The organism is Legionella feeleii (genome assembly GCF_001467625.1).
GTDB classification, from domain to species: domain Bacteria; phylum Pseudomonadota; class Gammaproteobacteria; order Legionellales; family Legionellaceae; genus Tatlockia; species Tatlockia feeleii.
In genome coordinates this window covers 1-23,994 of the sequence record NZ_LNYB01000002.1, presented here as the reverse complement: position 1 = coordinate 23,994, position 23,994 = coordinate 1, and the positions used below count along the sequence as shown (strand labels likewise).

Genomic DNA, 23,994 nt, shown 5'->3' with positions numbered 1-23,994 from the left:
TTGAAGACGGAGTGCAGGTTGTTGAACAATCGGACTGGAAGGCCGCTTGATGATATTTTGCTCATACACCAGAATTGACAATAACTCATATCCGGAACTACGCTGGTTAAATCGGTTTGATCTCGTTGTGCCGCTTTTATTGGCAGTGAGTTTGTTCCTGGCAGGTCATTTTCTAGAAAAACACGTTCCTGAGCTTCATACAAATGGTTGGCAACTTTTAGTATGGGGATTTTTTATCTCAACTGTTTTGGTATTTCACGCTACCTGCAGTATTAACTCACTTGCCCATCAATGGGGAAAACGCCCCTTTAATACTGCGGATGAGAGTCGTAATAATTTTTGGTTAGCATTAATTACCCTCGGTGAGGGCTGGCATAACAACCATCATTTTTACCCCGGCTCGGCAAAGCAAGGGTTTTATTGGTGGCAAATCGATATCACTTTCTACCTGCTGTGCCTGCTATCTTACGCTCATGTTATTCATGGATTACGGCCTAATCCCTCCAACTTGAGGACCGAAAAATGAACAAGCGAGTATGGATTACAGGAGCCTCATCAGGTATTGGCAAAGCAGTCGCCATGGCCATGGCAAGTCGTGGCTATGAGCTGATAATATCCGGACGAAACCAGGGCGTATTGGATGAAATCACTCGTCAAACAGGTGCTCTGTCTGTCGCCTTTGATATACGAGATAGAAACAGTAATCTGAGGGCGGCAGACATTATAAAAGAAAAATTCGGCTACCTTGATATCGTTTTTCTAAATGCCGGAACTTGCGAATATGTCGATGTGACTGATTTCAAAAGCGCTGTATTTGAAGAGCTGCTTAAAACTAATTTTTTAAGCATGGTTTATGCTATTGAAGCATCGCTGCCTTTATTACGGGCTAGCAGGAATGCTCAGATTGTTGGAATGAGTAGTTCAGTTGCCTTTGTTGGGTTGCCAAGAGCAGAAGCCTATGGGGCCAGTAAAGCAGCCATCCGCAATTTTCTCCAGAGCCTGCGTATCGATCTTGCTAAAGAAAACATTTCAGTCTCTATAGTATGTCCTGGCTTTATAAAAACCCCCTTAACCGATAAGAATGATTTCCACATGCCCTTCCTTATAAGCAGCGAAGAGGCAGCAGAAACGATAATCAATGGTATAGAGAAGAAAAAACTGGAAATCATAACACCAACATTTTTTGTTACGCTGATTAAAATTATAAGTTTTTTACCAAATAAATTAAGTGATTATCTATTGAAGAAGGTTACAAATCGCCAATGAAAATTGCCATTATTGGAAGTGGGATATCAGGTTTAACCTGTGCTTATTACCTAAAAAAAGAGGGGTATGACCCTTACATTTTTGAAGCGAATACTTATGTAGGAGGCCACACTCATACCGTAGAATTGCAAACTGAGAGTGGTCTTTGTCCAATAGATACTGGCTTTATTGTTTTTAATGACAAAACTTACCCTAATTTTGTCAAGTTATTGAGGGAATTGGATGTGGCAAGCCAAATGACCGACATGAGTTTCAGCGTCTTTGATCCTCAATCCCTCTTTCAATATTCTGGTGGTTCACTTAATAGTCTTTTTGCTGCACGAAAAAATTTGCTTAGTTATAAATTCTACCGCTTAATCAGTGAAATTTATCGGTTTCAACTTGCAGCAAAGAAACTGCTGGCAAGGAATGAGAAAAATTTAATCTTGTCCGAATTCATTGGACAGTATGGTTTCCATGCGGATCTGACCAATTTATACCTTTATCCCCTTATCTCTGCCTTGTGGTCAACACCCCTAAACCTGGTAGAACAGATGCCCGCTTATTTTGTGGCAAATTTCTTCTATAACCATGCTTTATTACAAATGATACCGTCTTTGCCCTGGAAAGTTATTAAAGGTGGATCTCACTCCTATGTGAAAGCCTTGATTAAACGCTTTGAGGATAACATTTATCTAAACACAGCTATTGAATGGGTAAAACCTAAACCGGAAGGGGGATATTACCTCTCAAGTAAAAAGGAAGAAATAGGTCATTTTGAAAAGGTAATTATCGCAACTCATAGCGATGAAGCATTAGCAATGTTGGCATGCCCTGATCAATTAACAGTTGAAATCCTGAGCCAATTTACCTACCAGCATAATGAGGTTATTTTGCATACTGATACCAGTGTGTTGCCATCAAATCATCGGGCATGGGCAAGTTGGAATTATTTATTGGTTGACCAAAATGTCCGGCATGCCGTACTTAACTACTATATGAACCGCTTGCAAAATTTATCTACAAAGGAACATTATTGTGTCAGCTTAAATGCAAGGGATTTTATAAACCCTGAAAAAATTATCCAAAGTTATAATTATGCTCACCCTCAATACACCCTACATAGCTTATCTGCACAATCGCGTCAAAAGGAATTGAATAGTAATGGTTCTCTTTATTTCTGTGGGGCTTATTGGGGTTTTGGCTTCCATGAAGATGGCGTGAAGAGTGCCTTAACAGTCTGCGAACAAATTTTGTCAGAAGAAAATCATGAACATATCAACTCTGCATAGTGCCATTTATAAAGGCAGCGTAATCCATAGGCGTTATGGACCCGTTAGACATCAGTTTTCTTATAATGTATTTATGGTTTTTCTCGATCTTGATGAATTATCTACACTATTTGATTCCTATTGGTTCTGGTCAGTCGGACGTTACAATATTGCTCAGTTTAAGCGCAGTGATCATCTTGGTGATCCAGCCAATGACTTAAAGCAAGAGGTCTATAAACTGGTCGAGGAAAAAACAGGGCATCGGTTAGAGGGGCCTGTTCGCTTATTAACTCACTTGCGTTATTGGGGTTATTGTTTTAATCCAGTCAGTTTTTATTATTGCTACGATGCAACGGGAAAACGTCTTGAAGCAATTGTAGCTGAAGTCAATAACACGCCATGGAACGAACAGCATACTTATGTGCTTACAGTCTCGCAAAATCTCGCTAGTCATGAGTATCAACACTTCGTTTTTGATAAAGATTTTCACGTCTCTCCCCTTATGTCGATGGACATGATTTACGATTGGAGGCTTTCAGCACCCAATGAAAAGATTTTTGTCCATATGAAAAATATTCACCAGAATATTAAGGTATTTAATGCAAGTCTGTGTTTAAACCGCCAGGAAATAACAGCTAGGAACCTTGCCAGGATTTTAATACAACATCCTTTTATGACCGGAAAAATAATCATAGCCATTCATTGGCAAGCATTAAAAATCTGGCTAAAAGGAGCAAAGTTTCATGTTCACCCTAAAAAGAGATGAGCTGAATGGAAAATACTGCACGCAAAATTATTTTAAAACGATTAGCCAATTTGACTGTTGGCCAATTGCGAATTGAAGATGGTGAAGTAAGCATGACTTTCGGTGATCGCTCCGCTGCATCGTTGATAACCGCTTCTATGAAAATTACAAATAGAAAATTTTATCAAGACGTCTTATTCGGGGGGAGTATTGCTGCAGCAGAAACTTACGCATCCGGATATTGGGAAACGGATGATTTGACGAAATTATTAAGGATTTTTTTACTTAATCAAACTACAACAAACGAATTTGAAACGGGCTGGGCAAAATGCCTGGCTGTTTTACGCTGGATTGCTTATCAGTTTAAACGCAATAACCTGCAAGGTAGCCGTAAGAATATTGCTCAACACTACGACTTGAGTAATCGCTTCTTCCAATTATTTCTGGATAAGAGTCTCATGTATTCATCAGCTATTTTCCCCTCAACAGAAAGTACCTTGGACGAAGCAGCGAGTTATAAAATCGATGTAATTTGTAAAAAGCTGGCCTTAAAATCAAGTGACAAGATTATTGAAATAGGTAGTGGATGGGGAGGTTTTGCTATTCACGCAGCAGAAAACTATGGTTGTGAAGTAGTAACCACCACGATTTCTCAACAACAATATAACTATGCTTCCCAACAAATCAGGGAAAAAAAATTGGGAACCAAAATCAAGTTGCTCAAACAGGATTACCGGCAACTGGAAGGTAAGTATGACAAACTGGTTTCTATTGAAATGATTGAGGCAGTCGGTTATCAGTATTACAAGCAATTCTTTCGGACGTGTTCACAATTACTTAAACCCGAGGGAGAAATGCTTATGCAAGCGATCGTTATCCAGGATCAAGCCTATGAAAGGGCTAAATATGAAATTGATTTTATCAAACAGTATATTTTTCCAGGAAGTTGCATCCCATCTGTGACAACGCTATTGGATGCAATGACCAAGGCAAGTAATTTGCGCCTTTTTAATTTGGAGGACATTGGATTACATTATGCGAAAACACTTCGTTGTTGGCGACAGAATTTTACTTCTCAGGCTTGCGAAATTAAGAAGCTGGGTTTTGATGAACACTTTATCCGGTTGTGGAATTTCTATTTTTGCTATTGTGAAGCCGGTTTTTCTGAAGGATATTTAGGGGACATGCAAATGCATTTTGTACACCCCCTTGCAATAAGACATAAAAAAACATGATTAGGCAACTGGGGCAATTTGTCTTTTTTCAAATACAATGGTGGTGTTGCTTATTAAGTGCTTCTTCTCCTCACTACCGTTACCTGTTCCTTTTGGCCTTAGTCCTGGCCGTCTATGATGTCTGGAGGCATTTTAAAATTCCAAGGCTTTGGCTCCTGTTAGTTCTGATAGCAAGCTTGGGTTTAATCAACGATACCCTCTTGATGCATTTAAATATACTTTATTTTTTTGACGATTCTTTACTGATTATACCACCCTGGCTTTGGGTTTTATGGGTTTGTTTTGGCGGATGGTTTTTAAAGGCAGATTGGATTAATAAGAATTACTTACTAATGTCTTTGCTGGGAGCAATTGGTGGTCCTTTAAGCTATTTTGCAGGATTTAAACTTGGTGCAATTTCTTTTCCCCAACCTCTGTTCGTGACGATGATTATTTTATTGATTGATTGGATTTTACTCGTATTAACCATAACGAAATTAAATGGTCTTTGGAGGAAGTAACAGTCTTATTTCAATAAATGGCAGGTGAGTGAATAAATCAAACCGTGAAAGGAAAAAGATCATTGTTCACTTGTATCGGAGTGTGACTATGAAAAACCACATAAAACTGGCCATGACCCAAGCGGGAAAAAATTTAATTTTAAAACAGGCTCTATTTAGGAGCAATCGGAATGTAATCATATTTTTGTGCAGAGGCAGTCGAGCCACATTCATCATAAGTATTGTCTACACAAAGAAAAAATTCCTCTGCTCCATATTTTTGAGCTTGGGATAAGGCATCAGCAATCGAATGAAATTGAACAATTTCATTATTTTTCTTAATAAATTTGACAGAGTCTTTCAAAATTACTTCAACAAGGTATTCATGCAATTCAATGGGTGAATAAATTAAAGCAATTTTTTTAGACTCAACATGAGCATAATTTATTAAGCCTTCATGAGTGTTGTGTTGCATGTTTTTATCCGTCAGTTTAATTGTAAGTATAGCCCTAAATTTATTATTAAGCGGTTTTAATGTTAAAACGTATAATTTAGACCATAGGATACACAGCACGCATTGGATAGAGCCGCCTCGAGCCTATCAAGAACCACTCAAATCTCCTGGCAGAGTTCTGTATGTCGTTCATTAAGTACTTATTCCTGATTAATACTTGAAGTCAGGAATACTCTCCTTCATAGTAGTTTTTTTACTATTAAGGTATAAAAGTTATGGCTCGATACTTAATCATTGCAGCAAGTAGTGCGATAGGTCAGTCAGTGGTTGAGCTCCTAAAAAAACAAGGGGATGAGGTGATGACTACCGCGCGAAGCGAGGACAAAATCGCCCCTGATTTTATACTCGATGCCTCTGACTTTAGCGCGGTCGATAGGGTATTTGAGGAAGCAGGCCCTTTGGATGGCGTGGTTAATTGCGCGGGTTCTTTATTACTTAAGGGGGCTCATGCGACCAATTTTGAGGAATTCCAAAAGACAATCAATGCCTCTTTGACTACCTCGTTTGCAGTTGTGCGTGCAGCAGGCAAGAAGATGCTCTCTGGAGGCTCCCTGGTGCTTATTGCCTCCGCAGCAGCCTTAACTGGACTTGCTAATCATGAAGCAATTGCTGCAGCGAAAGCAGGGGTTATTGGATTAGCACAATCCGCCGCAGCGACTTATGCATCACTCAATTTACGCGTCAATGTAGTAGCGCCCGGGATGGTTAAAACGCCTTTGACGGAGTCATTACTTAATAATCAGTTAGTTGCTAAAGCATCTACTGCCATGCATGCCTTGGGACGAATTGGTGAGCCGTGCGATGTGGCGCAGGCTATCTTATTTTTTCTTAACCCTTGTAACAGTTGGATAACAGGACAAGTACTTGCAGTGGATGGTGGCTTAAGCTCTGTTCGTCCCAAGCTTAAAGTGTAATTTATTTTTAGGACGTACGATGACGAAATTGTGTTTTCTTTTGGGCGACCAACTCAGCGAGTCTCTTTCCTCACTGACTGCAATCGACAAGTACGATGATCTGGTTTTTCTTTGCGAAGTGATGGAAGAAGCCACTTATGTTGCACATCATCCTAAAAAAATTGCTTTTTTATTTTCAGCGATGCGTCATTTTGCAAAACGATTAAAAGCACTGGGCTACCGAGTACTCTACACTCAATACGATGAGGCCAGCAATACTGGGTGTTTTGAAGGGGAGTTGTGCCGGGTAATCCATGAAGAAAAAATTTCAGAGGTCCATGTAACTCACCCTGGTGAGTGGCGTGTTTTGCAAAAGCTGGAAACATTGGAAAAGCAATTGTTGATACCGCTCGTCATTCATCAGGATAATCGATTTTTATGCTCGATCGATGAGTTTAAAGGGTGGGCAAAAAATAAAAAACAATTGCGCATGGAGTACTTTTACCGAATGATGCGGCAAAAGCATCATATTCTCATAGAGAGCCAGGGTAAACCAGTTGGTGGGGTTTGGAACTATGATCAGCAAAATCGAAAAAATGCGAATCACATTGAAACCTTTCCTCCTCGTTTGGTCCATCCCATAGATGAAGTAACCTCAGAGATTTTAAGCCTGGTGGAAAAAAAGTTTTCCAATCATTTTGGCCAATTGCAGCCGTTTAATTTTGCAGTCACTCGCGAGCAGGCACTATGTGAAGCTAACCACTTTATCAAGCATTGTTTAAGGTATTTTGGTGATTACCAGGACGCCATGCGCTCCAATGAAGTCAACTTATACCACTCGAAATTATCCTTTTATTTGAATGCAGGGCTTTTACTGCCATTAGAATTATGCCGCATTGCAGAAGAAGCGTTTAAACAAGAACAAGCACCATTGAATGCTGTCGAAGGCTTTATTCGTCAAATTTTAGGATGGCGTGAGTATGTCCGAGGCATCTATTGGCTTTTGATGCCTGAATATGCAAACAGAAATTATTTTAATGCATCCAAGCCTTTGCCCTCGCTGTTTTGGGGGGGAAACACCCAGATGTTTTGTATGAAAGAAGTGGTGCGACAAACGCAAGTTGAAGCTTACTCTCATCATATTCAGCGTTTGATGATTACCGGCAATTTTGCGCTTCTGGCCGGCCTTAATCCCAAAGAAGTATGTGAGTGGTATTTGGCTGTGTATGCTGATGCCTACGAATGGGTGGAATTGCCAAACACGCTGGGGATGGCGCTGTATGCGGATGGCGGCGTGATGGCCTCCAAGCCTTACGCTGCAAGTGGGAAATATATTCAAAAAATGAGTAATTTTTGTAAGTCATGTGCTTATAATCCCCAGGAAGTGGTTGGTGAAAACGCATGTCCATTTAACTCCCTCTATTGGAATTTTGTAGCTCAACACCAAGGCCTGCTTAAAAATAATCCGCGTCTTCATTATGCTTACCTAAATTGGGATAAAATGAACCTGGAAAAGAAAAACGCCATTCTCGCCAAAGCCACTGAAGTATTCGCCGCATTGGATGCCGGACAGTTATAACGATATGAGAATACTCATGGTATTTAATTCATTAAGGCAATAACCACATTGAGATAAGAAGCGAATACTAGCCAAAATAGGTAGGGAATTAATAACCAGGCAATGGTTTTGTGCGTTTTTTTAGCCTCAACGATTAAGAGCACGTTCACACAGGTTAAACCCACAAGCCAAATAGCACTTGGCGTAATCCAATGTAGCCCAAAAAAGAGTGGAGTCCAGGCCCAATTCATGAGCATTTGTAATGCGAAAAGTACAGTTACTTTTTTAGAAGACACTTCTTTATGATTTGATAGAATCCAGGCAATGACTGCAAGAAGTGCATATAATAAGGTCCAAACAATCGAAAAAATAAACCCGGGAGGCGTTAGGGATGATTTATTAAGATGCTCATACCAGGGATAAATATTCGCCTGAGTGAGTAAACCCAGTAAAAAGCCTATGCTTTCAAAAAGCACAATCCAACCCATCAATTTCATTAGCTTGGTCAAGCGCAAAATCATTTCCCTAAATTTGGGTTAATCTTTCTTTGAAGGTTGGGTATTTTAAAGCAACTTTCAACCCCTTTTGGATTTTTAAATTAGAAATCCGGTTGTTTATGACGTAAAACGCTTGCTCCAGGGCGGGGAACTTATGAAAAGGCATCAGCAAAATATTGATTGAATGTTAGTTGTAGCTCTTTCGATGTACATAAGTTCTCTCTTGTCTCAATATCATGTACGTTTGCTGTATAATAGTAAATCCAGGATTAAAGATAGAACATCATTTACAATACGTCAGTTAAACAAGGAACAAAAAAAGATTAAGCAGAGCAATAGTAATATGGCGCGAGATGCATCCCTCACACCTACATTCAATTGACAATAACAGACATATCGCAAAAAAGTTATGTAAAAATCAAATCTATTAAGGTAAGTATTAATGTCTAAAAATCTCAAAATTCTCATCGTTGGTGTTGGCATAGCGGGCCCCGCACTTGCTTATTGGCTAAGAAGATTTGGTTTTTCTCCTGTATTGATTGAAAAATCTGATTCAATTAGAAAAGGCGGCCAGGCACTGGATATACGCGGCATAGCAACGCATCTCGCGAGAGAAATGGGTATCTATGATCAAGTCTGTGAAATGCGCACGCGAATAGAATGCGGTCGTTTTGTCGATACTGCGGGTAACGTGCTCCATGAAGAACAGGGTGAGAAATTTGGATTCAGGCAAGATGACGAAGTCGAAATCCTCCGGGGTGATTTAGTTGAAATCCTGATGAAAACAATTGCGGATATACCTTGTTATTTCAATCAATCGATCATGAGCATGGAGCAGAACGCTGATAACGTGATAGTCCATCTCAAGGATGGGAAGGTTGAAAATTATGACCTGGTGATCGCTGCCGATGGTATACACTCTGCTACAAGGCGCATGGTTTTCGATAAAAGTGAATATCAGTTAATTCATCTTGGTTCCTATCTTAGTACCTTTACAATTCCAAATTACCTTCACTTAAGTCACGTCGACCTGGAATGCGAGACTAATAATAAATTGGTATCAATCAATAGCGATAACAACCCTGAAATAGCAAGGGCAGGATTTATGTTCCGCTCTAACCATATCCTGAAAGACATTCGCGATGAGCATGAGCAAAAGCAATTCCTGTGGGATACTTTCCGCGATTTTGGCTGGGAAACACAAAATATTTTAAATCTAATGGCAGAAAGCGATGATTTTTATTTTGATGCGATTACCCAGGTAAAGATGAAGAGTTGGACCAAAGGTCGAATAGCACTTGTAGGCGATGCAGGTTATTGTGCTTCTCCTCTATCTGGCCAAGGGAATAATTTGGCATTTGTTGGAGCCTATATCCTGGCGGGAGAATTAAAAGCGGCTAATGGAAATTATACGCAAGCGTTTACTCGTTATAATGAATTACTCCGTTCCTTCGTTGAGGCCAATCAGGAATTCGGCGTTTGGGTGAGCAAATCATTCCTTGTAGAAAATGAAGTTTCCAAGGAAATTGCAGAAGAACGCTCGATCAGAATCCTGGCCATGATCAAATCAATTTCGAATGGGATTACCTTAGCTCAATATGAATAATCCTATTTCAAAGCGGCTTGCCAGATAAGCCTATCGCAGCCAAAAAACCAGTCCCCGTTCACCCTTTGGCGCCGGGCAGCGAAGATTAGCAATTCAATTGCAGGGATGCAGAAGGCGCTATGGGAACAATGCTTGAATTTTAAGTGTGAAATACAAAATTCAAGCACTGACCCCAGAGGCATTCCTGGATCTGCTCTATAATTAGGGTATCGATCGCAACACGATTAATATCATGGGTTTCTTCATAAAAAATATTGTCGTTATTGGCGATATGGGTGGCAAAAATGGCGAATATCATAGCTCTCTAGGACCAATGCTAGGGCAACGCCCCATTATTTTCAATGATGGAACTGTTGATAATCAGCGTGTTGATCGGATGGTTGAACAGATAAAAACACTCGCTGAGTGTGCAAAAAACAACTCAAAAAGCACACGATTAACCCGGTTGACTACGGATGAGTTTAGTTTCTATACCAAAAATACCCCTTTGAGTATAGAAGAGTATAAGGAGCTTATTGATAGAACCTTTGATGTCCTTAAGGACCTTCCTCCGAATATTGTTTTAATTTTAAGTAGCATACCTGTTTTGTGGCCCGATGGAACCTTGCGGAATGCCATATTGCATGCCCAGTCTCCAAACACTCAAGATTCAGAGCCCATTATTCACCATTTTAGTAAAGAAAGTTGTTCCGGAATAGATCCTTGGTACTCCAAAGACAATACCCCTGAAAACTGTTATGAATTTCGTGGTGATGATTACTCCAGCGATGAATATTCTCCTGATGTGGTGCTGAAAGATACTAAAGTGAAATGCAATGATCCCAATCAGAACAGAAGTGCTATTATCGTTCAGGGCTTGGATTTGCCACCGATTGTTGATGCCATTGATGTTTGCCTGGATCACCAAAATGGGGTTGCAATGAAGAATGCCGAACAGTTATTAAGAAAGCTATCTTCACCACCAATATACATTAGCCATATTGTAACTTCCAATTTTATCGGTATACGAGGCGAGCATCTGACATCAAGTGTTGTACATACAGATCATAAACAAAAACAAGTAGAAGGCTCTCATGAAAAAAGAACCGAAAAATTGAGCACTACTTTTGGAACTGAAAGCACGGCATTTATATACCAATCCAAAAAGGCTGAACCTGTTCATTCCAAACTATTTAATACAATTTCTAATAAAGTCAATCTACAAGATATCAGCGATAATGAGGGTAACACGCTGCTGCATCAAATTCTTATTCCTGATAAAAGAAACAACCCCTACTGTACCCATAGAAAAAGACGTTTAGAAAGCTTCTTGCCACACTTTGACCATCAATCTATTAATCGGCAAAATCGGGAAGGTGATACCCCCCTTCATTTGGCAGTAAAAACCATCGATGAAGAACACCTCTTGCTCCAATTTCTAGAACGAGGAGCAAGACTGGATATCAGGAACAGTCAAGGGTTAACTCCTATTGGTATTGCCTATCAACACCAGGATCAAGGAAATGGAAGCCGTCTTGTTACAGCGCTTTGTAATAAGATCAGCAATAACAGGAAAATATATCGTTTTCACCGAGCTGTTATTTTGGAGCTAATCGATGAAATCAAAGACGAAGCACTGAAAAAAAAATTAGCGCGTGCAGCATTGAGCTTTGAAAATTCCGAACCGTTTCTTACCAGGGAAACTCTCGATCATTTAGTCGAAATAAGTGGCAACTCACTCGAATCGACACAAAATGATCCTCTGTTACCTTCTGTGCTGGGGGCAGCCAAGGAGGAAAATTCTGCGATCCCGGACTTTCCAGACTCTCCAGAATCTATAGAGCAAGAGCACAGGTTCTCAGAACTTACTAAAACGGAGGCTTATAATTTAATAAGAACGGAACTTAATAAAGGCCGCGAAGCAAACCTGGGGTTGATTGAACACATTGTATTGCAAGGGATTAACTTAAATAAAGAGAGTGGTCTTGGTAATCTTAGTCTAGGGGCTTCTCTCATTATTCAAGCATTTATCCGTAGAGATTCTATTTCGCCTGTTAGGTTAGATTTTTTCTTTACCTTGGCGCAACCTCATTTAAATGAACACACAATCCAGGAAATAAGTGATTATTTGCAAGACTCAACGAGCAGCGACTGGATTTACACGGAATTGGTAAGAGATCAATTTAACAAGGTGCTCCAGGGAAAAACGCTTGATAGAGCCATTATTTTTACTGCTTTTTCCAAGGGAAAAAACATTTGGAATGCAAACTATGGCTCTCTGACCCTTGCCGAGCAAGCCGTATTTGAATCTTATCGCTCAAGAGATCCAAAGCTTCTGGAGAGGGTAATGGCGTTGTGTGAAAACTTATCCATTGATGAAATTGCAAAAAAAATGGGAGAAACTTCCTCTGATTTTGTAGATTGGACAAATGTGTACCTTGAAAAAAGCAGATTGCGTCACCGCCTACAAGAAGAATTTTTGAAAGGCCCCACTGCTAAACTGGATACTGTTCGTGAAATTTTAGAATCAGGGATCAATTTAGATAAAGACAGCGGCCTTCATGGTCTCACACTGGGTGAATACCTTATTGCTCAGGCTTATATTTCCAGGGATTCCATTAGTCCTGACACCTTAGCTTTTTTCTTTAACTTAGCCGGAGCGAAATTAACTGCTGAGAAAATTAAAAAAATAGCCGCTATTTTTGAAAACGCTCAAGAAACCAGCGGATGGATCTATCAACAGTGGATGACAATGGAACTTAATAAAGGTGTACAAGGTCAAGCTGTTAATGGAAAGGTCATTTTTGACACAATGTCACAAGAAAAAGAAATTTGGAGTCGAAGTTATATACCTCCTGTACTTATTGAAGAGCCCCCGTCAGACACCGCAACTGCTACTGCCACTGGTGTTAAAATCCCCACAGTATCGCAAAAGCCAGGTGGTGAACCACCACTCACCCTTGCTGAGCAAGCTGTAGCCCAGGCTTTCAAAGAGAAAAACTTTAAAATGCTGGAAAAAATTTTCATTGAGTTACACAAAAATAATTTACTCCTGGATGTGCAAAAAATAGTGGATAGTTTTGACGAGCAATGGCAAGAGCTGGCGCGGGATTGGATAAAAAGCCAACTGCCACAGCTCGAAGTGCAACAAATACTAAGAAGTGAATTCCAAAAAAAAGAGCAAGCAAATCTGGAACTTGTAGTGGAAAATTTATCTAAAAACCCTGATTTGAATCAAGATGGTGGGCTTTCCAACGGTCTTAATCTTGCTGAACAAGCTATTGTACAAGCTTATATTTCTCAGGACTCCAAATTGTTCTCAGAAATTTTCTCACGCTATCCAATGGACCAAAAAATCATTAACAAAATGGCGAGCACCCTGATTAACCTCGAAGGCACTTTTTTATATAACTCAGAAACCATGAAGGCATTTAAAGAGTGGGTAGACCACCAAAAATCACTTATTAACCAACTTGGAGATAACCAACTTGGAGATAACCAGGCTGGAGCTAGCCAACCTGGAGGTAACCAGCTTGTGGATAACCAGCCTGGAGGTAACCAGCCTGGAGGTAACCAGCCTGGAGGTAACCAGCCTGGAGGTAACCAGCCTGGAGGTAACCAGCCTGGAGGTAACCAACCTGGAGGTAACCAACCTGGAGGTAACCAACCTGGAGGTAACCAACCTGGAGGTAACCAACCTGGAGGTAACCAACCTGAAGATAATCAACCTGAAGATAATCAACCTGAAGTCAATCCGATAAGAACAGTAGCAAGAAGGTATGAGTTTTTCCAAGAAAACAAGCCTTCAACAAAGGTTGTTGCTACACCTGAAATCAAAAAAAATATATCCTGAAGGGATGCTGTAGTTACTGTAAAGGAAATTCAGAAAAACAGTTTATTTGCCAATCTTACTCTAATCGAGGATCAGTTGTATTTGAAATACAACCTGACCCCAGAGATTCTGTTTATCGAGGTTTAAGTAGTGCCCGGATCACTTGGAGTCTGGGGTAGTAGACGATGGTGTAGGGTTAAATTCTTCCGTGTTTTGTTTTTCGTTATTTTCCTCCCCAATTTGTTGTGGAACGGATACGCTTAAGGGGAGTGTTTGTTGTTGCGATTCAACGGGTTTTAATTCTGGTTTAGAAGGCATAAGCAAGAGCATTTTTTGCATGCTGTCCGTGGGTTTTTGAGATTCAATGTCTGCTAATAAGTGAATCGAATGAACTGTTGTGGCAATACTATCTGGTTTTTCGGGTCGGTTTCCATCATTAAAATTACAATACTTGGAAAGCCATTGAAAAAGAGGTGTTATATCACCAACAGTAGGTTCTGCTATGCGTTGAAAGAGAGTCGGACCGTTCATTGAGTTTGCAAAATTTACCACGCAGTTACCTGTTTCCATGTCCATCGCACAAAATGAAATAGAACCCGTATTATTTCCCCAATGAAAAGCAATAGTCTTTTCTGGATCACGGCTACTATAAACTCCCATTCCCAAACCCCATTGGATTTGTGAGGTTTCGGGTGAAGTCGTTGGGGGGAGCGTTGATAAGGCACCTGTTAGCAGGGTTGATTTAAGGTAATTGTTTTTAAAGCAATACTGTAGAAAAGCGAGGTAGTCCTCTGCTGTTGTAAGCATCGAGCCCGCAAGGACCCCATGCCCATTGTTGGGTAAGGGGGGTAAAGGGGCCAGGGAGTCATTGGAAAGGGGATCTGTCAGATGCGCTTTAGCAACATCTGGGGTAGAGCCATCTGGCAATTGTCTCTGAAAGGTAGAACGCTTCATGCCTGCTTTTTTAAAAAAATCTTGCGCGATTTCTTCCCAGCTTTTACCCGCTTTTTGCTCAATAATCTGCTTTAGAAAATCAAGTGCCACCCCTGAATAGGTAAATCGAGTATCAGGTTTTGCGATAAATTTTTTTCCGTTATCACCATCCTGGCCGTAGTTTGCAAGACCAGAACATTGTCCAATAACCATACGCGTTGTAAGCATGCGATAATAAGGATCTTGCCTAAGCTCTGCAGGGCCATAGTCAGCAATATCCGCCAGAGGTACGTCTAAATCCCATTTACCTTGAGTAACCAAATCTAAAATAATAGCGGCTGAGACCGGTTTACTGAGAGAGGCCGCTTGAAATAGTGTATTAGTATTAACAGGGCTCGGTGTTGATGTGTTCGGCTTGCCCATAAGCCATGATATGGGAAGTAGTTTTCTCTGCTTGATACCAACCTAACGATAATGCAGGAATATTAGAATCATCAAGCAGTTGCTTCATTAATAATTCCTCTTGCTCTTTTCGCTCTTTCATAAAGCACCACAGTATTAAAGAGAATAATTTTCAAAGGTGTTGCATCCATTAACTATAGGATATTAGGAAAGATGTTACACCATAGGGGTGAATAAATGGGGAATTAATTAACCTTTGATAAATTTTTGGGTGGTTGAGGATTGACGGTGCCCGAGGAGGGCACCTAATTTGGTTAAGTTTTCATAGTTAAGCCATAACTGGTAATCGATGAGTTAATTAACTGCCGATACAGCCATGCTCGTATCGTTAGTAACGCTCATGTCCGAAGCGAGCGTTTTTGATGACTTATCAAAAAGTCTATAAACTCCGTTTACATCAGATTGTTTTTCGTTTACGGGGTTTTCCTTATAGGTGTTATTATAAGTCATATACGCAGCTGTGACTAATAAAGCGAGAGGCCATGAAAACGCCGCGGTGGTAATGATGAAAGCAGGTCCTGCAGTATTATAAGCCAATCTTTTCCAAAACTCAGAATAAGCTTGACCAGATTGATTTGTTAGCTGCTTCATTAGGCTACGATGCTCGTCATTATCTTCAAGAGCACCGTTGGCTCTCTCACGTTGAATGGCAATAGTTGATTTCGCATAATTCTTGTATTCATCAGCAGTAGCATAGAGGCCATTACCAACCATGCTTAAAAAAGCAAGTCCCAATCCACCCGAAAGTATAAGTGATGCTCCAAAGCCTACGACAATAAAGCTTGCAGCCAGGATGTTGACCCCGTAAAACGCACTTTGGGCTTCCCATTCGTCATTTAACATATCAATCTGTCTTTGAACAACACTAAGTTGGGTAGATTGAGATGGCAACGTTAATAAACCCCTTTCTTGTGTTAACTCTGAGAGGCGATGTTTGTATTTTCGAGCGTCAAACAACCATTGTGCAGTTAGAAGTGCGGCATCAAACACTAAAAAGACTAATGTGGCATTATTAGCTGCGGTATCTGAGATATGAAATTGCTTGTTATAATTAGTCAGTAAATTGACCGTTCCCCATACGGCATCATTGAGCATGCTAAAGCCACGCTTCTCCATTTCCTGGATAAAGACTTGCTCGCTCGATAACTCATTGCCAAGCTTAGCTTCAACGATATACCTGGTCATTGAGACGAGATCAATCATAAACCGCAGAGCATAGATACCAACACTTAAAACATATAGAACGGGTTGCGGCTTCTCCAGCATTTTTAGAAAATCATTTGGGCTATAGTGAGGCCCTTCCTTGATATTTAATTGGTTTAAATAATCAGCAAAGCCGTTGGCTTGAAGGAAGGCCACCATCTCTTTGACAAGGCCGCGACAATAAATCCAATAGATACGATAAGAATTAACAAAAGAAAGATTGCCTCTTAATTGAGAGGACGAACCACCTAATCCATAAAGAGCATCAGCCAATTTATTTCCAATAAATGATGACTTGGTTGGTGGCACATTGGTTTTACCGGTGTTTGAGTTTGGATTTCTAAACGAATCAATTTCTTTTTGCTTGCTTTGGAGGTCGTCTAATTTTTCTCGAACATAATAAACTTGATAGTAAGCAATCATCAAATCACATAATTCTGCCATATACTCTACGACATCATTGTTGCGATCATTTTCCCACTTCTTTTTATTAGAAATAAACAATTGATACAGCGATGAAAACTCAGCGTCAAGCTCATTTAAACTAAAATCATCTGCTTTAAAATTAAAAGCCAAGTCAGTTTTTTTCTCTTTTTTAAAGAAGCTATTTTTAATTTGCTTTAACTGAGGAGCCATATAATTACCCTATTTTCTAATAAATTGATGGTCTATCAGTTTTATCAATCAATTATTAAGGAATTATTAAAAAAATGAGCACAGTGAAAATAATTTTCTATTTTTTTTAAATTTACTCGAGTCAGCGCATTATTATCTGGGGATAGGGGTAACATACCTTATCTACCCCAAATAGGTTAAAATGGCAAAATACTCATGGAGAGGCCTTGAATTTATTGAATGCTCAACATGACAAAAATCGAAAGTTTGGGGTAGATAAGATTTTTCATCCCCTGGATGTTCATTTTGATATCTCGAACCGAAATGGGTCAGGGTATAACTTTAGGTTTTTCTCGTTAAAATCCCATCGCTGTTAATTCTATTTCTTCCTTGCTTTTTCCATTAACCAAAGTAACAGCCGAACGAGTTAGCAGAGTGAATGTATCAAAAATAGAACTTAAAGCTGGTAAAGCTAAACTTGTTTTTAACAATTGACCCGAGCACTCCAAAGAATCAGCTGAACGGTCGAATTTAGACATTAAAAGTTCAACGACAGATTGGACCGCATAAATTGCAGACAATGCAGCAAATCCAGTGAAAACAATAGCGGAAATAGCTAAATAAACGGGGAAATAATAGTTTAAAAAAAATGGTATATTATTACTAATCAATCCCACAGTTAAACCAGCAAAAAAATATTTATTTAAACCTTTTTCAAGATAGTTTTCAAAAAAAACAGAATAAAAACTATCGTTTGAATTAAAAGGTGTAAAAAACTTATTTAAACCATTTCGATAATAAGAAGATAATTCCGTGTTCATATTAGTAACGATTTTTTTAAGACTCATGAGGGCTCCATAAAATAAAAAAATAAAAATAAGCGTTTAGTTATTTCTCGGGTGATTGCCTGCCACTCGCTTCAGCAGAGTCGTGTATAAGACGTTACAAATCTTATCTTAGCTACTGGTGGTCACAGCAAAAAGTATTTATTTTGAGCATGATAGGTATTAAGAAATCGAAATTACAGAGAATCTTAGGAATAGCTTGTTTCCGAAAAGGAATAGCTGTGAAAAATTAGTGTTGCTTTAAACAAATGGGGTCAAGGCTTGAATTTTGTATTCCACGATACAATTTAATCTTCACCTTGTAATTCCTCATTAAAGTTGTATGTGAGTGCAGAAAAGACAAAGTCTCAACAAACGGCTTATAAAAACCAAGAAAGGAATAGATCTTACTAAAGCACCATTTAATGAGTATCAAAATCAGATATCGAGTAAAAAAAGCTATGAATATAGCCAACCATTAGGTACGCACATGAGAGAAGCAGGTATTGAGGCTTTTCTATTTGAGTCAGCAAGAGCAAAACAACCTGGGATAAATGTGGCAGCATATGCCCCAGAAATATTTATAAAAGAAAAAGATCAATATATATCCAGTATCCAAAATTGGCGATGTCTAGCAAACAAAAATGTTATTGAATTTACTAGAATAGAAATCCTGGCTCGAGAAAGATGGTCATTTTCCAAAGATGATTTTGAGTGATTGTTAGACTTTTAAGCTCATCTAAATAATGAATATTAATTCCATTAAACCAATTTCATAGAATGCTGCGGAAATAGGGTAGGCTATTAGCTAACAGCACCAACGGCTATTATTACTATCCTAAAATTAGACCTTAAAACTATTCAGAGTAAGTAAGCTCCATAAGACTCTCTCAAAATTCTCTTTATTACTTCAACACACCCAATAAATCTTCAGGGATTTATAGACTGTGCGCCCGTTTGTTGATTATTTAAAAGTCACAGTGTAAAATAATGACTCTATTCGAGTCTCTTAAAAATGCGAACTGTAATAAAGGTAATCTAATATGCCACTACGAAGAAACTTGCCCAAATTAGTTATCAATCAAAATCCTTCTGAGTATACTTATCCGTTTACATCTAAAGAGCGAGAAAAATTAAAAACAGATGGTTCTATATTTTTATCAAGGAGCCGATTTCTACCTGAGATAAACCAAAATATGCCTTCAGGATTAAGGGTACCTATAGCAAGCAACTGCATGTATTTTTTTGGACAAAGCGGAGTAAAAAATAGTTTTAATAACGGGCCCTATAAAGGTAGAACAATTAGAGACGCAGCTTTAGAGGCTTATGTTGCAGGATCTTATTACCCACTCAAGTTCCATTACGTCGAGAGGAAAGTTGGCACTAATACTGTTAAGGTCGCAGAAAACAATCGAACGCTAACTTTTTTTTCTATGTTGGGAATGCCTCCTGTAGATCCAATTTGCAAAACCGGTGTTTCGTCCCATGAAAAGGCTGTTACCAAGAATAGCAATGGGATGGAAAAAGGTTATTCAGACACTATCTTGGTCAGAGGAATGCAAGTTACCAAAAGTTAAGGCCGAGATTGGTTAATTCAGCTTATCAAAAATAGGGGAGTGATCTTACTAGGATTAACCTTAGGATTTGAGTTGCATCAGAAGAAACAATGTATTTCAAGATAATAAGAAAACATCTCGTAAACGAGCTAAAACGGCAACTAGTCGAAACTATTTTGTGAATGGTTTAGGAAGATTAGATTTTTCATGTTCCAAAGTAATTTTTATCTCACCATAAGAGTACCAAGAATTATTTACACTTTGAAGGATGGTAAAATTTCCTCCTACAATAGCGGTGTGTATTTTTTCTCCATTAGGCAAAAATATTTGGTTTAATTGAAAGATAGGAAATCTGGATTTAGTGGTTATACTGATCTGTCCGTGCCTATTTGCTCCACAAACATACCAATTGCCATGCTCATCACCAAATACAGTATGGGCCTTTCCTGGAGAAATTGAGGTGATTCTGCAATTATCGGCCAACTTTAATAATGTGGGTGTAAGCTGAAGTGTTCTATGATTAAATCCTAACTGTCCTGTGCGATTTATACCACATGCAAACCACCCTTCGTCCGTCTGAAAATAGGTATGAGCAAAAAAACCGTGTATTACTTTAATGATACGATGAGTTAATGAGAGTGGAATGGGAGCTGGAACAATTTGCCTATCAGTATGGCCTAGTCCTAACTCTCCATAACTATTTTGACCACAACCATAATAAATACCTTCCTCTGTTTCTAAGATTGTTGAATTGTTTTGCGTGAAAATATTTCTGATTCTGCTCCCGCCAGGGGATGAGATTAATTGTGGGATAACAGAGGTTTGAGTGTGGCCCGTTCCTAGCTGACCAAAAGAGTTGTTTCCTACACCATACCAATCACCATTGGCCAATTTAAAAAAAGATAAATTTTTACCGGCTACGATATCTTGTATTACTACTGCACCTAAGGGCTTTACTGGCGTGGGGTAAAAAGAGTCACCTGTATTTCCAGAATGTAATTCTCCATACTCATTTGACCCGCATCCATACCATTTCTTACAAACTGTTCTAAAAAAAACATGTTGATATCCAGCCACTACTTTTTCGATATAAATTTGCGGGGGAAAATTAATCTTATTTAAATTCGCCATTAAAGCAGAGCAACTTAAACTGGATGTTCCTATTCCTAATTGACCTCTTAGGTGACTACCTATCGACATAACTTTGCCATCTTTAAATAGAAAATAAGCGACATCAACCCCTGCATAAACCTTATGAATGGTCCGTTGTCGATTTTTTAGCTCAGCAAGCGTAATTACGGATTGAGAAAAAAATTTACACGTAAAAGAAAGATTTTTTATGTCCGTGTAAGAAAGATATTCATGATATAAAGGATGTATTTCCTCTGGGAGTAAAGAAAATGGATTGCTCATTACATTCCTTGGTTTGGTTTAAATCCTTATAAATCTTGCTTGATCCACATCATATAGTTCTGAATCAATACTGTATCACAGATGAGGAAGGAACACTGGGTGTAATCTTCTGTACCCACAACCCCCTTGAGAATCTCTTTGCTTAAAATGCTAACATGTTTTTATTAGAAAAATTTCTAAATGAAATCCATATTACTATGGTTTCTTCTAGATTAAAGCAACCCTGGCGTTCGTTTCTTTACACAAATTTTTGGAATCATCGAACGAACTGAGCCCGGCTCCGCATCCGGCAAAAAAAGCATCAGAGGAAAAACAACGTTGTAAAGTTAATGTTTTAGATTTTGCTGACTTTTTAAGGCTTGATCATAGTGAATCATCGGTTCTATTAGTTGAGTCCATATTTCAGTATAGTCAATTGGTTTTTGCGCAAAATGAGCCTCATAAGTAATAAATGGTCGAGGGTTAGGTGTCGTTTTTACCCCATTAAGAATGAGGATAGGAATCTTATTAATTTTTTTCATAATAGAATGTCTCACATATTTGACAACCTCTAACCCTGTCATCACGGGCATATCCTGTACGGTAAGTATTCCATTTATACAACCTCTCTCCAAATCACCTTTAAATTGTCTAATCTCCTTTGGAAATTGGTATAGCTTTGGCATAAGGACATAGTCTTGTTGTTGTTTTTTAATTTTCTCTATCATTTTTTTTATGTTATTCAAATTGAAAAGATCAGTATCAAGAACTGCAACATTAAGACGGTTATTGATGCTTGGGACATTAGATAATTTCTGGCTGATATATTTATTTACATCAAAATTTATGGCTGAGGGGGTATGGCGTTTCGGACTATCCTGGCACCTATCTTTTTTATCACTGTTGCTTGGGTCTTGCTTGTTGTCCATGCTTCTATCCATTGAAGAAAATAATATCCATTTAATTTAGATATAGGACAAATTTAGTTACTCAGCAAATGTGAAGTATCTCTTAAAAGTTTGAAAAGTTTAACTCAATAATAAAGGGTCTGCTTCTACTGATTTTACAAACCCAACTATTACAAGTTCTACTTTGGGGGAATTAGATAGTTTACTTCAGGAGGTAAACTATATATCTTCTCTATTTATTAAGGGAGATATAAATAGACATATTAGCAAGAGGTTTTATAATGCACTTACCGCATAAGATAAAATTAGATGCTCATGAAAGGAGTGGACTACTCAAGCTTTAAGGGATATCAAGCTTATTTGGTGTTTGTCTTTGCCTGTCTTATTTCTGGGATTGGAAGTGGTTTTATACAAATCGTAGTCTACGATCAAATTGCAGCCCAAAAGTTACCTCCACTATATTTTGGAGGAGCGTTCGCTCTTTCAGTATTTCCAGCATTGCTCGGAAGTTATATAGGTCGATTCATAGCAGCAAAACAAAAATTTAACATTTATATAGCTTATTCCCAGCTACTGGCAATGATTGTAATTCTTCTGATAGATATTGTTAGCTTAAAAAATAACACTAAATACATCTTATTTTGTGAAGCCATTACAAGCTTCTCCGCAAGTGTGGCATTTCCTGTATTACAGAAATTAATTAAACTGACCTTTAAACCTGAAAAATTATCACTAGCCGCTAAGTTTGATACTTATCTCTATGGCGCTAATATCATTTTAGGACTTGGCTTTGGCTCCCTTCTATTATCTTGGATTGATGTCAAAAGCGTATTAATTATTTCTCTGGTACTTTATGTAATTTCCGCCGTATTTTTCTTTTTTTCAGCACAAAAATATTTGGATTGGGATACAGGTCAAGCTTATGCTGAGCGTTTTTCTTGGAAAGCACTAAATCATCAGCAAAAATTATCATTTATTTTGATGCCCACTCTGATTATTGTGGGCACTCCTGCAACCTCGTTATTGCCTTCGATATATACCCATTTTTATGGTAACAGAATGAGTACTTATTTCATGATAAGCCCGGTCCTTTTATTATTAGTTTTTCGTTCAATAGGACAATTTATAGGCCCCTTAATTATTAAAGGAGAAAAATTTGATACACTTTCTCAAAATAATAAAATTATATATTTTTCTTTATTTTTCTTTATAGGTACTTATATTTTTATTTTTAGTACAACTAATTTTTACTGTGCTTTAATGCTTGTAGTGCTTGCTCATATTGCTTCGAACATAATTTTTTCACTAGCAATCTATTTGACACTGGCTTCTTTTAATACTGAGGAAATTGCCAGAATAAGTTCTTTTCAATATCAAATTAATCAAGTAGCAATTACATTGACTGCGATATTTAGTGGAGTAATTGCGAACTATCTAGGAGGAACGCTAACAATTATTATTTTTGCTTTTGTTGGGCTCAGTATATTTTCTATCATTAAGCCGAAGGCTCCAGAACGACTTAGTTTTTCGACAAATGTTTAATTATTACTCAAAGAAGGATTTTATAAGTTCCTTTTTTTAAATAATAAATTAAAAGATAAAATAGATGTTATTAAGACGAACTCAACATAATGTTTAGTTGAAAGCTTTTTTTTAAGTGATCAATATTTAGAGCCATTATTGGATTTGAGTGCGGAAGAGTTAGTTGATCTTAGATTACCTGGATATCACATTAGTAATAATCTAGCATTTTCCACTATATAAGAAGAGCCATAGCTAAAATAGGGAAATTGCTTGATGAACCTCTCAGTGTAATAAAAGAACAGACGAGTTATCTAGCAATACTCGAAACTCAAATAAATAAAGATTGCGATGTTATTTCATCTACATTAAGCCCTTAAATGGAAGTAATCTTCCTGCCAGCTATCACATTACTTTATCTGCTTTTTGTTTAACGATTTTTCATGAGTTACCCTTAGTATTCAATTTTTGTTTTTATATCGATTTTTTGGCTTAATGTTTTATGTACAGGACAACGATCGGCAATCTGCTCCAAACGTTCTTTCTGTGAACTGGATAATTTACCTTTAATAGTGACTGTGCGTTTAATTGTTTCCATATAACCTGTGGAGTCATCACACTTATCACAATCCTTTTGAGAGTTATGCTCGAATCTGGTGTATGTGAAAAATAAATTAGGTGGCGTATCCTGTTGATTGTTCGCCAAGAACATAATCAACAAAAGGA

General features: G+C 38.3%; 22 protein-coding genes. 13 read left to right on the top strand and 9 right to left on the bottom strand.

The annotated features are described in order from the left end of the window. The first annotated feature begins 49 nt into the window (after positions 1-49). From Lfee_RS00110 to Lfee_RS00085, 6 genes are read left to right on the top strand one after another with little or no spacing between them, the layout of a single operon-like run. Positions 50-526 (top strand): fatty acid desaturase, encoded by a 477-nt coding sequence (locus Lfee_RS00110; protein WP_058443247.1) that lies wholly within the window; start codon positions 50-52, stop codon positions 524-526. Continuing rightward, entirely contained in the window at positions 523-1,266 is a 744-nt protein-coding gene (locus tag Lfee_RS00105; protein WP_058443246.1) for an SDR family NAD(P)-dependent oxidoreductase, read from the top strand. Before Lfee_RS00110 ends, Lfee_RS00105 begins: the two co-directional genes overlap by 4 nt. Continuing rightward, positions 1,263-2,537 carry an NAD(P)/FAD-dependent oxidoreductase gene (locus Lfee_RS00100; protein ID WP_058443245.1) on the top strand — a complete coding sequence of 425 codons (1,275 nt, stop codon included), beginning with the start codon at positions 1,263-1,265 and terminating at the stop codon, positions 2,535-2,537. Before Lfee_RS00105 ends, Lfee_RS00100 begins: the two co-directional genes overlap by 4 nt. Next, positions 2,515-3,282: a DUF1365 domain-containing protein gene (locus tag Lfee_RS00095; protein ID WP_058443244.1), complete on the top strand. Its 768-nt coding sequence runs from the start codon at positions 2,515-2,517 to the stop codon at positions 3,280-3,282. The genes Lfee_RS00100 and Lfee_RS00095 overlap by 23 nt, the downstream gene beginning before the upstream one ends. Before the next feature lie 5 nt (positions 3,283-3,287). Continuing rightward, positions 3,288-4,496, top strand: coding sequence for an SAM-dependent methyltransferase (locus Lfee_RS00090; RefSeq protein WP_112854725.1), 1,209 nt, complete (start codon positions 3,288-3,290; stop codon positions 4,494-4,496). After that, the gene (locus Lfee_RS00085; RefSeq protein ID WP_058443243.1) at positions 4,493-4,996 is read left to right on the top strand and encodes a DUF2878 domain-containing protein; all 504 of its coding nucleotides are present in this window, start codon (positions 4,493-4,495) and stop codon (positions 4,994-4,996) included. Before Lfee_RS00090 ends, Lfee_RS00085 begins: the two co-directional genes overlap by 4 nt. Before the next feature lie 151 nt (positions 4,997-5,147). Here Lfee_RS00085 and Lfee_RS00080 read toward each other — a convergent pair whose 3' ends face one another. Beyond that, positions 5,148-5,450, bottom strand: coding sequence for a DUF6482 family protein (locus tag Lfee_RS00080; protein WP_058443242.1), 303 nt, complete (start codon positions 5,448-5,450; stop codon positions 5,148-5,150). A 254-nt stretch (positions 5,451-5,704) separates the two neighbouring features. On the opposite strand from Lfee_RS00080, the gene Lfee_RS00075 reads away from it, so the two are divergent. After that, on the top strand, positions 5,705-6,403 hold the full coding sequence (locus tag Lfee_RS00075) for an SDR family NAD(P)-dependent oxidoreductase (protein WP_058443241.1): 699 nt from the start codon (positions 5,705-5,707) through the stop codon (positions 6,401-6,403). A 19-nt stretch (positions 6,404-6,422) separates the two neighbouring features. Continuing rightward, positions 6,423-7,961, top strand: a complete 1,539-nt coding sequence (locus Lfee_RS00070; protein WP_058443240.1) for a cryptochrome/photolyase family protein — start codon at positions 6,423-6,425, stop codon at positions 7,959-7,961. 23 nt (positions 7,962-7,984) lie between these two features. Here the strand turns inward: Lfee_RS00070 and Lfee_RS00065 are convergent, their stop codons facing one another. Further along, a complete protein-coding gene (locus Lfee_RS00065; RefSeq protein ID WP_238584831.1) occupies positions 7,985-8,455 on the bottom strand; it encodes a TspO/MBR family protein in 471 nt (156 codons plus the stop codon). Positions 8,456-8,879: 424 nt separating this feature from the next. Between Lfee_RS00065 and Lfee_RS00060 the strand changes: the two genes are divergently transcribed. Together Lfee_RS00060 and Lfee_RS17380 are read left to right on the top strand one after the other, a co-directional pair. After that, positions 8,880-10,043 carry a tetracycline destructase gene (locus Lfee_RS00060; protein ID WP_058443238.1) on the top strand — a complete coding sequence of 388 codons (1,164 nt, stop codon included), beginning with the start codon at positions 8,880-8,882 and terminating at the stop codon, positions 10,041-10,043. Between the two features lie 232 nt (positions 10,044-10,275). Next, on the top strand, positions 10,276-13,875 hold the full coding sequence (locus tag Lfee_RS17380; protein ID WP_058443237.1) for a hypothetical protein: 3,600 nt from the start codon (positions 10,276-10,278) through the stop codon (positions 13,873-13,875). A gap of 138 nt (positions 13,876-14,013) precedes the next feature. Here Lfee_RS17380 and Lfee_RS00050 read toward each other — a convergent pair whose 3' ends face one another. The 4 genes from Lfee_RS00050 to Lfee_RS00040 form a co-directional block, all read right to left on the bottom strand. Next, complete coding sequence (locus Lfee_RS00050; RefSeq protein WP_058443236.1) at positions 14,014-15,210, bottom strand: serine hydrolase domain-containing protein; 1,197 nt, start codon at positions 15,208-15,210, stop codon at positions 14,014-14,016. Then, positions 15,173-15,331 (bottom strand): hypothetical protein, encoded by a 159-nt coding sequence (locus tag Lfee_RS16850; protein WP_156413348.1) that lies wholly within the window; start codon positions 15,329-15,331, stop codon positions 15,173-15,175. The genes Lfee_RS00050 and Lfee_RS16850 overlap by 38 nt, the downstream gene beginning before the upstream one ends. Before the next feature lie 212 nt (positions 15,332-15,543). Beyond that, positions 15,544-17,028: a hypothetical protein gene (locus Lfee_RS00045; RefSeq protein ID WP_131753202.1), complete on the bottom strand. Its 1,485-nt coding sequence runs from the start codon at positions 17,026-17,028 to the stop codon at positions 15,544-15,546. Between the two features lie 395 nt (positions 17,029-17,423). After that, positions 17,424-17,915 carry a hypothetical protein gene (locus Lfee_RS00040; protein WP_058443234.1) on the bottom strand — a complete coding sequence of 164 codons (492 nt, stop codon included), beginning with the start codon at positions 17,913-17,915 and terminating at the stop codon, positions 17,424-17,426. A gap of 325 nt (positions 17,916-18,240) precedes the next feature. On the opposite strand from Lfee_RS00040, the gene Lfee_RS00035 reads away from it, so the two are divergent. Together Lfee_RS00035 and Lfee_RS00030 are read left to right on the top strand one after the other, a co-directional pair. Then, complete coding sequence (locus Lfee_RS00035) at positions 18,241-18,609, top strand: hypothetical protein (RefSeq protein ID WP_058443233.1); 369 nt, start codon at positions 18,241-18,243, stop codon at positions 18,607-18,609. Positions 18,610-18,952: 343 nt separating this feature from the next. Continuing rightward, positions 18,953-19,468, top strand: coding sequence for a hypothetical protein (locus tag Lfee_RS00030; RefSeq protein WP_238584830.1), 516 nt, complete (start codon positions 18,953-18,955; stop codon positions 19,466-19,468). A gap of 150 nt (positions 19,469-19,618) precedes the next feature. On the opposite strand, the gene Lfee_RS00025 is transcribed toward Lfee_RS00030, so the two are convergent. Next, positions 19,619-20,860 carry a hypothetical protein gene (locus tag Lfee_RS00025; protein ID WP_058443231.1) on the bottom strand — a complete coding sequence of 414 codons (1,242 nt, stop codon included), beginning with the start codon at positions 20,858-20,860 and terminating at the stop codon, positions 19,619-19,621. Positions 20,861-21,186: 326 nt separating this feature from the next. Next, positions 21,187-21,768, bottom strand: a complete 582-nt coding sequence (locus Lfee_RS00020) for a response regulator (protein WP_058443230.1) — start codon at positions 21,766-21,768, stop codon at positions 21,187-21,189. Between the two features lie 294 nt (positions 21,769-22,062). On the opposite strand from Lfee_RS00020, the gene Lfee_RS00015 reads away from it, so the two are divergent. Continuing rightward, entirely contained in the window at positions 22,063-23,289 is a 1,227-nt protein-coding gene (locus Lfee_RS00015; RefSeq protein WP_131753203.1) for an MFS transporter, read from the top strand. 433 nt (positions 23,290-23,722) lie between these two features. On the opposite strand, the gene Lfee_RS00010 is transcribed toward Lfee_RS00015, so the two are convergent. Next, on the bottom strand, positions 23,723-23,994 hold a 272-nt coding region (locus Lfee_RS00010; protein ID WP_193786941.1), incomplete at its 5' end, for an OsmC family protein.

Excerpts from the sequence above, each read along its gene's own strand:
- Lfee_RS00095 (WP_058443244.1), top strand. The coding sequence starts at position 2,515 with ATGAACATATCAACTCTGCATAGTGCCATTTATAAAGGCAGCGTAATC.
- Lfee_RS00100 (WP_058443245.1), top strand. The coding sequence starts at position 1,263 with ATGAAAATTGCCATTATTGGAAGTGGGATATCAGGTTTAACCTGTGCT.
- Lfee_RS00105 (WP_058443246.1), top strand. The coding sequence starts at position 523 with ATGAACAAGCGAGTATGGATTACAGGAGCCTCATCAGGTATTGGCAAA.
- Lfee_RS00050 (WP_058443236.1), bottom strand. The coding sequence starts at position 15,210 with ATGGGCAAGCCGAACACATCAACACCGAGCCCTGTTAATACTAATACA.
- Lfee_RS00110 (WP_058443247.1), top strand. The coding sequence starts at position 50 with ATGATATTTTGCTCATACACCAGAATTGACAATAACTCATATCCGGAA.
- Lfee_RS00040 (WP_058443234.1), bottom strand. The coding sequence starts at position 17,915 with ATGAGTCTTAAAAAAATCGTTACTAATATGAACACGGAATTATCTTCT.
- Lfee_RS00015 (WP_131753203.1), top strand. The coding sequence starts at position 22,063 with ATGAAAGGAGTGGACTACTCAAGCTTTAAGGGATATCAAGCTTATTTG.
- Lfee_RS16850 (WP_156413348.1), bottom strand. The coding sequence starts at position 15,331 with ATGAAAGAGCGAAAAGAGCAAGAGGAATTATTAATGAAGCAACTGCTT.
- Lfee_RS00025 (WP_058443231.1), bottom strand. The coding sequence starts at position 20,860 with ATGAGCAATCCATTTTCTTTACTCCCAGAGGAAATACATCCTTTATAT.
- Lfee_RS00085 (WP_058443243.1), top strand. The coding sequence starts at position 4,493 with ATGATTAGGCAACTGGGGCAATTTGTCTTTTTTCAAATACAATGGTGG.
- Lfee_RS00090 (WP_112854725.1), top strand. The coding sequence starts at position 3,288 with ATGGAAAATACTGCACGCAAAATTATTTTAAAACGATTAGCCAATTTG.
- Lfee_RS00075 (WP_058443241.1), top strand. The coding sequence starts at position 5,705 with ATGGCTCGATACTTAATCATTGCAGCAAGTAGTGCGATAGGTCAGTCA.
- Lfee_RS00070 (WP_058443240.1), top strand. The coding sequence starts at position 6,423 with ATGACGAAATTGTGTTTTCTTTTGGGCGACCAACTCAGCGAGTCTCTT.
- Lfee_RS17380 (WP_058443237.1), top strand. The coding sequence starts at position 10,276 with ATGGGTTTCTTCATAAAAAATATTGTCGTTATTGGCGATATGGGTGGC.
- Lfee_RS00060 (WP_058443238.1), top strand. The coding sequence starts at position 8,880 with ATGTCTAAAAATCTCAAAATTCTCATCGTTGGTGTTGGCATAGCGGGC.
- Lfee_RS00020 (WP_058443230.1), bottom strand. The coding sequence starts at position 21,768 with ATGGACAACAAGCAAGACCCAAGCAACAGTGATAAAAAAGATAGGTGC.
- Lfee_RS00080 (WP_058443242.1), bottom strand. The coding sequence starts at position 5,450 with ATGCAACACAACACTCATGAAGGCTTAATAAATTATGCTCATGTTGAG.